This window comes from Actinomycetospora sp., assembly GCF_055612215.1.
In genome coordinates this window covers 1-8,354 of record NZ_JBVPVA010000831.1, presented here as the reverse complement: position 1 = coordinate 8,354, position 8,354 = coordinate 1, and the positions used below count along the sequence as shown (strand labels likewise).

Here is an 8,354-nt window from a genome sequence, read left to right as displayed (position 1 = left end):
TGTGCGACACACCCGGCTTCATGGTCGGGTCGGAGTCCGAGACCCACGCGACGGTGCGGCACCTCAGCCGGATGTTCGCGGTCGGCGGGAACCTCTCGGTGCCGCTCGGGCTCGTCGTGACGCGGAAGTGCTACGGCCTGGACGCCCAGGCGATGATGGGCGGCAGCCTCAAGGCTCCGGCTTTCGCGGTGTCCTGGCCGACCGGGGAGTTCGGCGGGATGGGCCTCGAGGGCGCCGTCCGGTTGGGCTACCGCAAGGAGCTCGACGCCGCCCCGGACCCGGCGGCGCGCCAGGAGCTCTACGAACGCCGCGTCGCCGCCGAGTACGAGAAGGGCCGCGCGCTCTCGGTCGCGCAGGTCTACGAGATCGACGACGTCATCGACCCCGCCGACACCCGACGCTGGATCGCCTCCTCGTTCGTCGCGCACCCGGTGGGGCCGCCGCCGGAGAAGCGGCGGCCCCACGTCGACACGTGGTGAGTAGCCGGGGCGCGGGTCGGAACCACCTCGACGCGCTCCGGCGTGTGGTGTTCGGTGCAGTGCGTGGACCCCCGCTTCGCCGCCTTCGTCGGCGCCGCCACCCTGCTGATCCTCGTCCCCGGGCCGAGCGTGATGTTCGCGATCGGGCGCGGGCTGAGCGTCGGGCGGGTGCGGGCCCTCGCGGCCGTCGTCGGGAACGCCCTCGGGGTGATGCTCCAGGTCGTCGCGGTCGCGCTCGGGCTGGGGGAGCTCATCGAGCGGTCGGCGACGGTGTTCACGGTGGTGAAGCTCGCGGGCGCGGCCTACCTGGTCTACCTGGGCGTCACGGCGATCCGCCGCCGCCACGCGTCGGCCGCGCACCTGGCCGTCGCCGGCTCCGGCCCCCGCCCGCGGGTGGGCGTCCTGCGGAGCGTGCTCGACGGGGTCCTGGTGGGGTCGCTGAACCCCAAGACCGTGATCTTCTTCGTGGCCTTCCTGCCCCTGTTCGTCGATCCGGCGCGCAGCGTCACCCCGCAGCTGGTCCTGCTCGGCGCCGTCTTCGCGGGGATCGCAGTGACGCTCGACAGCATCTGGGCGCTCTCGGCGGGCACGGCGCGGACCTGGCTCGCCCGCTCGCCGCGCCGGCTCGCGGCGCTGGAGGCGGGCGGGGGCGTCGCGGTGATCGGGCTCGGGATCGGCGTCGCGGTGAGCGGCCGCGCGACCTAGCCGAGGAAGCCGAAGAGCTGTCCCGCCACGCGGCGCATCTGGACCTCCTCGGCCCCCTCGGTGATCCGGTAGCGGCGGTGGTGGCGGTAGATGTGCTCGAACGGCTCGTGCCGGGAGTAGCCGAGGCCGCCGAAGACCTGCATGGCGCGGTCGGCTGCCTCGCAGACCAGACGGTTGGCGCGGTAGTTGCACATCGAGACCTGGTGGCCGATCGAGACCTCGGGAGCGCCGGTCTCCCGGCACACGTCGAGGCCCGTGGCGGTCTCGCGGATCAGCGCCCGCACCATCGCCGCCTCGGTGTGCAGCTCGACCAGGGGCCACTGGATCGCCTGCCTGGTCGCGAGCGGCCGGCCGAACGTGTGGCGCTCCCTGGCGTACGCGACGGCGCGGTCGATGCAGTACTGCGCCGCGCCGAGGCTCGACGCCGCCTGCCGAATGCGGTTCTGGTGCACGAACGTCTGCGCGATCGCGAGCGCCTCGCCCTCGGTGCCGAACACCGCCGAGGACGGCACCCGGACGTCGTCGAGGCGGACCTCGCCGTGGTCGGTGGGCATGTTGAGCGTCCACCAGTAGAACGGCACCTCGAAGCCGGGCGCGTCGGTGGGGACGAGGAAGGCCGTGATCCCGCGGGCCGCGCCGGGCTCGCCGGAGGTCCGCGCGAAGACCATCTCGTGGCTCGCGCGGTGCACCCCGGTGCTCCAGCGCTTCGCGCCGGTGACGATCCAGTCGTCGCCGTCGCGGCGCGCCGTGGTCTCCATCCACGTCGCGTCGCTGCCGTGCTCGGGCTCGGTGAGCCCGAACGCGAGCCCGCGCTCCCCGGTGATCACGCCCTCGACGAGCTCCTCGCGCTGCTCGGGCGTCCCGAACAGGTGCAGCAGGTGGGCGAAGACCAGGTTCCCGACGACCGAGTGCTCGGTCTGCAGGTCGTTGTGCAGGCCCAGCCCGCGGTGGGCGAGGTGCTCCCGGACCTCGGCCATCGCCGCGTCCGAGGCGTGCTGCCCGCCCAGCTCGTGCGGCAGCGAGAAGCGGTAGAACCCGGCCGCGTCGGCGCGGCGGCGGGCCTCGCCGAGCAGCTCCTCCCACTCGGGTCGGGGGAGTCCGTCCTGCTCGAAGTCCGTCCGTGCCCACTCGCGGCGGTGGTCGAAGAACCGCTCGTTGTCGTCGGCGGCCTGCAGCGGGTCGATCTGCTCGGCGACGAACGCGTCGAGCGCCGTCAGGAACTCCTCGGTGGGCGTCGCGCTCATGCTCCGAACCTCTCCCGCAGCACGTGCTTCTGGATCTTCCCGACGGCGGTGCGGGGGAACTCGGCGAGGAAGTGCACCTGCCGCGGGGTGTTGTAGCCGGCCAGCCGGGCGCGGACGAACGCGGTGAGGTCCTCGGCCAGGGCCTCCGCGGCCTCGCCGTGGGGGACGTCGCCGACGGGCACGACGACGGCCACCACCTGCTCCTCGTACACCGGGTCGGGTAGGCCGATGACGGCGGCGTCGGCCACGTCGGGGTGGTGGGCCAGGCAGTCCTCCACCTCCTTCGACCACACGTTCTGGCCGCCGGAACGGATCATGTCCTTCAGGCGGTCGACGATCGTGAGGAAGCCGTCCGCGTCGGCCACCGCGACGTCGCCCGTGTGCAACCAACCGCCGGCCAGCGCGGCGGCGGTCGCCTCCGGGTTGCGCCAGTAGCCGCTCATCCGGGGTCCACGCACGCAGATCTCGCCGGGCTCGCCCGGCGGGACCTCGGCGCCCGCGTCGTCGAGCAGCGCGACGTCGACGCCGGGCATCGCCCGCCCGATCGAGCCCCACCGCGCGAAGACGTCGGCCGGCGGGCACCAGGTGACGAACGGGCCGCCCTCGGTGAGGCCGTAGGTGTGGGCGAACTCGACCTTCCCCTCGCGGGCGCCGAGCGCGTCCGCGGTGCGGTCCATGATGCCGCTCGGGTCGTAGGCGCCGTAGTAGAGCAGCCGGACCGACGAGGTGTCGGTGGCCGCGAAGCGCTCGTGGGTGATGAGCGCGTGCAGCATCGTCGGGACGCCGAGGACCACCGAGACCCGGTGGCGGGGCAGCAGGTCGAGCACGACGCCGGGGTCGAACTCGCGGAGCAGGATCACCGTGCCGCCGACCAGCAGGAACGGCTTCATGTGGTCCCAGTTGCCGACGTGGAACGGCGGGAAGTAGTTCATGAACACGTCGCGGTCGTGCGCGCGCAGGACGGTCGCCATGGCCAGGGCGTCGTCGACGGTGCGGCGGTGGGAGAGCATCGCGCCCTTCGGCCGCCCGGTGGTCCCCGACGTGTAGAGGATCATGTGCAGGTCGGCGTCGCCGACCTCGACGGTGGGCGGCTCGACGGCGGCGTCGAGGAACGCGTCCCAGTCGGCGCGGTCGCCCTCGGGGCCGGGGATCCGCAGCACCGGCAGGTCCGGGTGCGCGTCGCGGGCCTCCTGCGCGACCTCGTCGTAGCCGGCCTCCACGAACCAGAGCGCGGGCTCGGCGTCGCCGACGGTGTAGGCGTGCTCGGGGCCGCGGTGCCAGAAGTTCAGCGGGACGAGGATCGCGCCGATCGCGGCGGTGGCGAAGTAGAGCTGGACGTACTCCAGGCTGTTCTTCGCCAGCACCGCGACCCGGTCGCCGTGCCCGACGCCGCGGGCGGCCAGCGCGCCCGCCGTCCGCTCGACGCGGCGCCACAGGTCGCCGTAGGTGTGCGTGTCCTCGCCGACGACGACCGCGGTCGACCCGCCCCGGGCGCGCGCGTGGTTCCGGAGGATCTCGTGGACGAGCACTACGCCCTCCCGAGCAGCTCGAGCGCGTTCCCGCCGAGCCATCGGTCGGTCACGGCGTCGTCGAGCGGGAGGTCGCGGACCTCGGCGACCAGTTGCGCGGGCGGGATGCCGAGCAGCGTCCAGGTCGAGGCGAAGAGCACCCGGTCGGCGAGCTGCCGGTTGCCGAAGCGCAGCAGCGGCTCCCACCCCGACCCGGGGCGGGCGAAGGTGCGGGGGCGGTGCGCGGAGAGGTCGACGTACACGTGCCGGTGCCGCCAGGCCACCATCACCATGTCCTCGACCCACGGCCAGGCCGCGTGCAGGCAGACGATCCGCAGGTCGGGGAAGGCGCGGGCGACGGCGTCGACGTGGCGCGGGTGGCCGACGTCGTAGGCGGCGTCGAGCGACCAGTTGATCCCGGTGTGGAGCAGGACCGGGACGCCGAGCGCCTCGCAGCGCCCGTAGACCCGGGCCATGCGCGGGTCCTCGGGGAGGAGCTGCTGCTTGAACGGCGAGAGCACCACGCCCGAGAGCCCGCTCCCCACGGCCTCGTCCACGCGGCGGGCCGCGTCGGGCTCCCAGGGGTCGATGCCCGCGAAGCCGACGATGCGGTCGGGGTGGCGGGCGACGACGTCGGCCACCAGCCGGTTGTCGGCGGTCGGGACCCCCAGGCGCGACCCGAACGACTCGGTGTAGACGCCCGCGAGGTCGATGCCGCCCTCATCGAGCATGGCCAGGAACTCCTCCTCCGACGGCGCCCGCTCCCGGGCGGACTCCCGGGCGTCGGCCCAGCGCTGCGTGACCTCGTCGTGGGTGCGCGCCGGCTCGAGCCCGCCGCCGAAGTGCTCGGCGTAGCCGCGCAACCGGCCCTGCGTGACGGCCTCGGACAGGGCGAACGCCTCGGCGTCGGGGACGGCCCCGGCCAGGAAGTCGACGATCATGCGCGGTGCGCCTCCGGCTGCTCGGGTCGCGGGCTGGTGAAGACCGGGCGCCGGCCCTCGAGCGCGGCGGCCGCGCCCTCGGCGTAGTCGGGGCCGCGGAACGTCGTGAACGCCGCCTCCTGCTCGGCCGCGTCGAAGGCCCGGCCGGGCGGGTCGGCGTCGATGCCGTAGCAGCGGTGGACGCCGCGCTTGGTGATCGTTAGGGCGGTGGGGGCGTATCCGGCGAAGCGTCGGGCCGCCCGCTCGGTCTCGGCGGCGAGGTCGTCGGTGACGGTCGTGACCAGGCCCAGCGCGTGCGCCTCCGCGCCGGACAGGAGCCGTCCGCCGTAGAGCAGCTCCTTCGCCTTCCCGAGCCCGACGTAGGCGGTCAGGCGCTGCGCGGGCGCGACGAACCCGACCCGCATCTCCGGGAGCCCGATCCGGGCGTCGGCGGCACAGATCCGGAAGTCGCAGGCCAGGGCGAGCTCGGCGCCGTTGCCCACGCACGGCCCCGCGATCACCGCGACGGTGACCAGCGGGAGGACCTCGACCTCGGCGAACAGGCGGTACTCGGTGGCGATGTAGTGGCGGTAGGCGTCGTCGTCGAGCGCGGAGAGGTCGACCAGGTCGGCGCCGCCGGTGAACACGGTGTCGGTCCCGGTGACGAGCAGGACGCGGACGGCCCGGTCCGCCGCCACCTCCCGGACCCGGGCGAGCAACTCCTCGAGCGTGGCCGTCGTGAGGACGTTGAGGGGGTGCTCGCTCGCGAACCGCAGCGTCGCGACCTGCCCGTCGTTCGAGCGTTCCAGGGTGACCGTCACCGGGTGCCTCCTCGGGCGTGGTCCGGCCGGGCGCCGTGCACGACGCCGGCCTCGTGCAGCTCCGCGACCTCGGCGTCGTCCAGCCCGAGCACGTCGGAGAGGACCTCGGCGGTGTCGGCGGCCACGGGTCCCGCCGGCTTCCCGGGGCGCACCTCGGCGCCGGAGAACCGGAACGGCGCCGTCGGGACCAGGACCTCGCCGTGGCCCGGGTAGTCCACCGGCTGCAGCGTGCCGCGCGCGATCAGGTGCGGGTCGGTGAGGTTCTCGCGGACGCCGCGGACGCGGGCGGCGGAGAGGCCGTGCCCGACCAGGTGCTCGACGAGGGCGTCGGCGGTCGGCCAGGTCGCGGCCCAGGCCTCGATGCGGTCGTAGAGCGGGCCGGGGTCGGCGACGCGAGCCGCGACCGTGCCGTAGCGCTCGCGCAGGTCCGGCGCGTCCATCGCGGTGACGAGCCGCGCGAAGAACACGTCGCCGGCCATCCCGTAGGCCAGGTGGGAGCCGTCCGCGCACGTCGCGACGCCCGAGGGGACGCTCGTCGTGTGCCGGTTGCCGTACTTGCCGCGCACGGCCTCGCCGCCGGTGAACGCGCCCGCGGCGGGCTGCTGGTCGATCATCGCGAACAGCGAGTCGAACGCGGAGACGTCGACGTGGGTCCCGTCGCCGGTGGCGTCCCGGCGGTAGAGCGCGGCGCCGATGGCGGCCAGCGCGTGCACCGCGGAGTTGACGTCGGCGAGCGCGGTCCCGAAGTGCATCGGCGGCCCGCCCTCCTCGCCCGTGAGCGACATCAGCCCCGAATACGCCTCGGCGACCAGCCCGAAGCCGGAGAGGTGCGCGTAGGGGCCCTCCGTCCCGAAGGTCGAGAGCGAACAGAGCACCGTGCGGGGGTCCCGGGCGTGCAGCACGTCCCACCCGAGGCCGAGCCGGACGAGTACGCCGGGGGCGAAGTTCTCGACGACGACGTCGGCCCAGTCGGCGAGGCGCAGCGCGAGGTCGATCCCGCGGGGGTCCTTGAGGTCGAGGCCGATCGAGCGCTTGCCGCCGTTGTACTGGGCGTAGGCGCTGGAGATGCGGTCGGCCGGGTCGCCGACGGGCACCGGCAGGGCCCGCATCAGGTCCCCCGAGGGCTGCTCGACGCGGACGACGTCGGCGCCGAGGTCGGCGAGCAGGCGCGTGCAGAACGGGCCGGCGATGACGTGGCTGAGGTCGAAGACCCGCAACCCCGCGTAGGGACCCGCCACCGCGCACCACCTCCGCCCTCGCCGTCGAACGAGCGTTCAACGCAAGCTAGGAGTGGCTGCTCAGCCCGTCAAGGGCCTGGTGAACGCCCGTTCGACGCCGCTAGGGTGCGCCCCATGGTCCGCGTGGTGGGTCCCGCGCCGACGGTCGTCGTGCGGCCCGACGACGAGCCGACGGCCGCGACGCTGCTCGCGGCGGCGGTCGAGGTGATGGGCGCCCACGGCTACCACGGCGCCTCGGTGCGCGACATCGCCGCGGCCGCGGGCACGAGCGCCGCGGTGCTCTACCACCACTTCGCCTCCAAGCAGGGGCTGCTCGTCACCATCTGCGACCGCGGGCTCGACATCCTCGTGCGCGCGACCGAGGAGGCCCTCGACCTGGCCGGGCCCGATCCCGCCGACCGCCTGGGCGCGATCGTCGCGACGCACGTGCGCGTGCACATGGAGTCGCAGCGGGAGAGCCTCATCGGCAACAGCGAGCTGCGCGCCCTCGAGGCCCCGGGACGAGCCCTGATCGTCGCCAAGCGGGACGCCCAGCAGCGGTTGTTCGACCGCGTCGTGCGCGACGGGGTGCGCCGCGGCGCGTTCACCACCGCGCACCCCGAGGACGCCGCGCGGTTCGTCACGGCGGCTGCGACCAGCGTCGCGATCTGGTACCGGCCCGGGGGAGCGCTGGACGCCGAGGAGATCGTCCGCCGGCACCGCGCGATCGCCCTCGACGCGGTGGGTCACCGCCCGTGACCACGCCCCGCACCGAGGCCGACCTCGCGGCCGCCCTCGCCGACGTGCTCGGCGGTGAGGTCACCGGGCTGCGCCGGCTCTCGGCGGGCGCGAGCCGCGAGACGTGGTCGTTCGGGCTCGACGGCCGCGCGCTCGTCCTGCGTCGCGACCCGCCGGGTGCGGCGGACCCGGTCGCGATGGCGCGGGAGGCCGAGTGCCTCCGGGCGGCCGCCCGGGCCGGCGTCCCGGTCCCGGAGCTGGTGGCGGTCGGGGACGGCCACGACGCGACCGGCACGCCGGCCCTGGTGATGGCCCACGTCCCGGGGGAGAGCCTGCCGCCGAGGCTGCTGCGCGACGACCGTTACGCCGCCGCGCGGGCCGGACTCGCCCGGGAGCTCGGGCGGGTCCTCGCCCGCATCCACGGCGTCGACCCCGCGGACGTCCCGACCCTCGAGCGCGTCCCCGACGCGCTCGAGGCCCTGCGGGCCACCCACGACGCCTTCGGCGAGGCCCGGCCGGCGCTCGAGGTGGCGTTCCGCTGGTTGGCGGAGCACCGGCCGGCGCCGGTGCGCCCTGCGCTGGTCCACGGCGACTTCCGCCACGGCAACCTGCTGGTCACCCCGGAGGGCCTGAGCGCGGTGCTCGACTGGGAGCTCGCCCACGTCGGGGACCCGCGCGAGGACCTGGGCTGGGCCTGCGTGCGGGCGTGGCGCTTCGGGTTC

The 8,354-nt window shown here is 74.8% G+C and carries 9 protein-coding genes; 4 read left to right on the top strand and 5 right to left on the bottom strand.

The features are described from left to right. Together AC0CYZ_RS22695 and AC0CYZ_RS22690 are read left to right on the top strand one after the other, a co-directional pair. A partial coding sequence (locus AC0CYZ_RS22695; protein WP_472219520.1) for a carboxyl transferase domain-containing protein occupies positions 1-479 on the top strand: 479 nt, incomplete at its 5' end. Positions 480-542: 63 nt separating this feature from the next. After that, on the top strand, positions 543-1,184 hold the full coding sequence (locus AC0CYZ_RS22690) for a LysE family translocator (RefSeq protein ID WP_472219518.1): 642 nt from the start codon (positions 543-545) through the stop codon (positions 1,182-1,184). Here AC0CYZ_RS22690 and AC0CYZ_RS22685 read toward each other — a convergent pair. Genes AC0CYZ_RS22685 through AC0CYZ_RS22665 form a run of 5 tightly spaced genes read right to left on the bottom strand, consistent with a single transcriptional unit; the run spans position 1,181 to position 6,915 of the window. Next, a complete protein-coding gene (locus AC0CYZ_RS22685; protein WP_472219516.1) occupies positions 1,181-2,428 on the bottom strand; it encodes an acyl-CoA dehydrogenase family protein in 1,248 nt (415 codons plus the stop codon). The two genes, AC0CYZ_RS22690 and AC0CYZ_RS22685, sit on opposite strands and share 4 nt — an antisense overlap. After that, entirely contained in the window at positions 2,425-3,957 is a 1,533-nt protein-coding gene (locus tag AC0CYZ_RS22680; RefSeq protein ID WP_472219514.1) for a class I adenylate-forming enzyme family protein, read from the bottom strand. The genes AC0CYZ_RS22685 and AC0CYZ_RS22680 overlap by 4 nt, the downstream gene beginning before the upstream one ends. Next, positions 3,957-4,877 (bottom strand): amidohydrolase family protein, encoded by a 921-nt coding sequence (locus AC0CYZ_RS22675; RefSeq protein WP_472219512.1) that lies wholly within the window; start codon positions 4,875-4,877, stop codon positions 3,957-3,959. The genes AC0CYZ_RS22680 and AC0CYZ_RS22675 overlap by 1 nt, the downstream gene beginning before the upstream one ends. After that, positions 4,874-5,677, bottom strand: coding sequence for an enoyl-CoA hydratase/isomerase family protein (locus tag AC0CYZ_RS22670; RefSeq protein ID WP_472219510.1), 804 nt, complete (start codon positions 5,675-5,677; stop codon positions 4,874-4,876). Before AC0CYZ_RS22670 ends, AC0CYZ_RS22675 begins: the two co-directional genes overlap by 4 nt. After that, positions 5,674-6,915: a CaiB/BaiF CoA transferase family protein gene (locus AC0CYZ_RS22665; protein WP_472219508.1), complete on the bottom strand. Its 1,242-nt coding sequence runs from the start codon at positions 6,913-6,915 to the stop codon at positions 5,674-5,676. The genes AC0CYZ_RS22670 and AC0CYZ_RS22665 overlap by 4 nt, the downstream gene beginning before the upstream one ends. Before the next feature lie 114 nt (positions 6,916-7,029). Between AC0CYZ_RS22665 and AC0CYZ_RS22660 the strand changes: the two genes are divergently transcribed. Then, the gene (locus AC0CYZ_RS22660) at positions 7,030-7,653 is read left to right on the top strand and encodes a TetR/AcrR family transcriptional regulator (RefSeq protein WP_472219506.1); all 624 of its coding nucleotides are present in this window, start codon (positions 7,030-7,032) and stop codon (positions 7,651-7,653) included. After that, positions 7,650-8,354, top strand: a 705-nt coding sequence (locus AC0CYZ_RS22655; protein WP_472219505.1) for a phosphotransferase family protein, incomplete at its 3' end; no start/stop codon positions are given. The genes AC0CYZ_RS22660 and AC0CYZ_RS22655, both read left to right, overlap by 4 nt.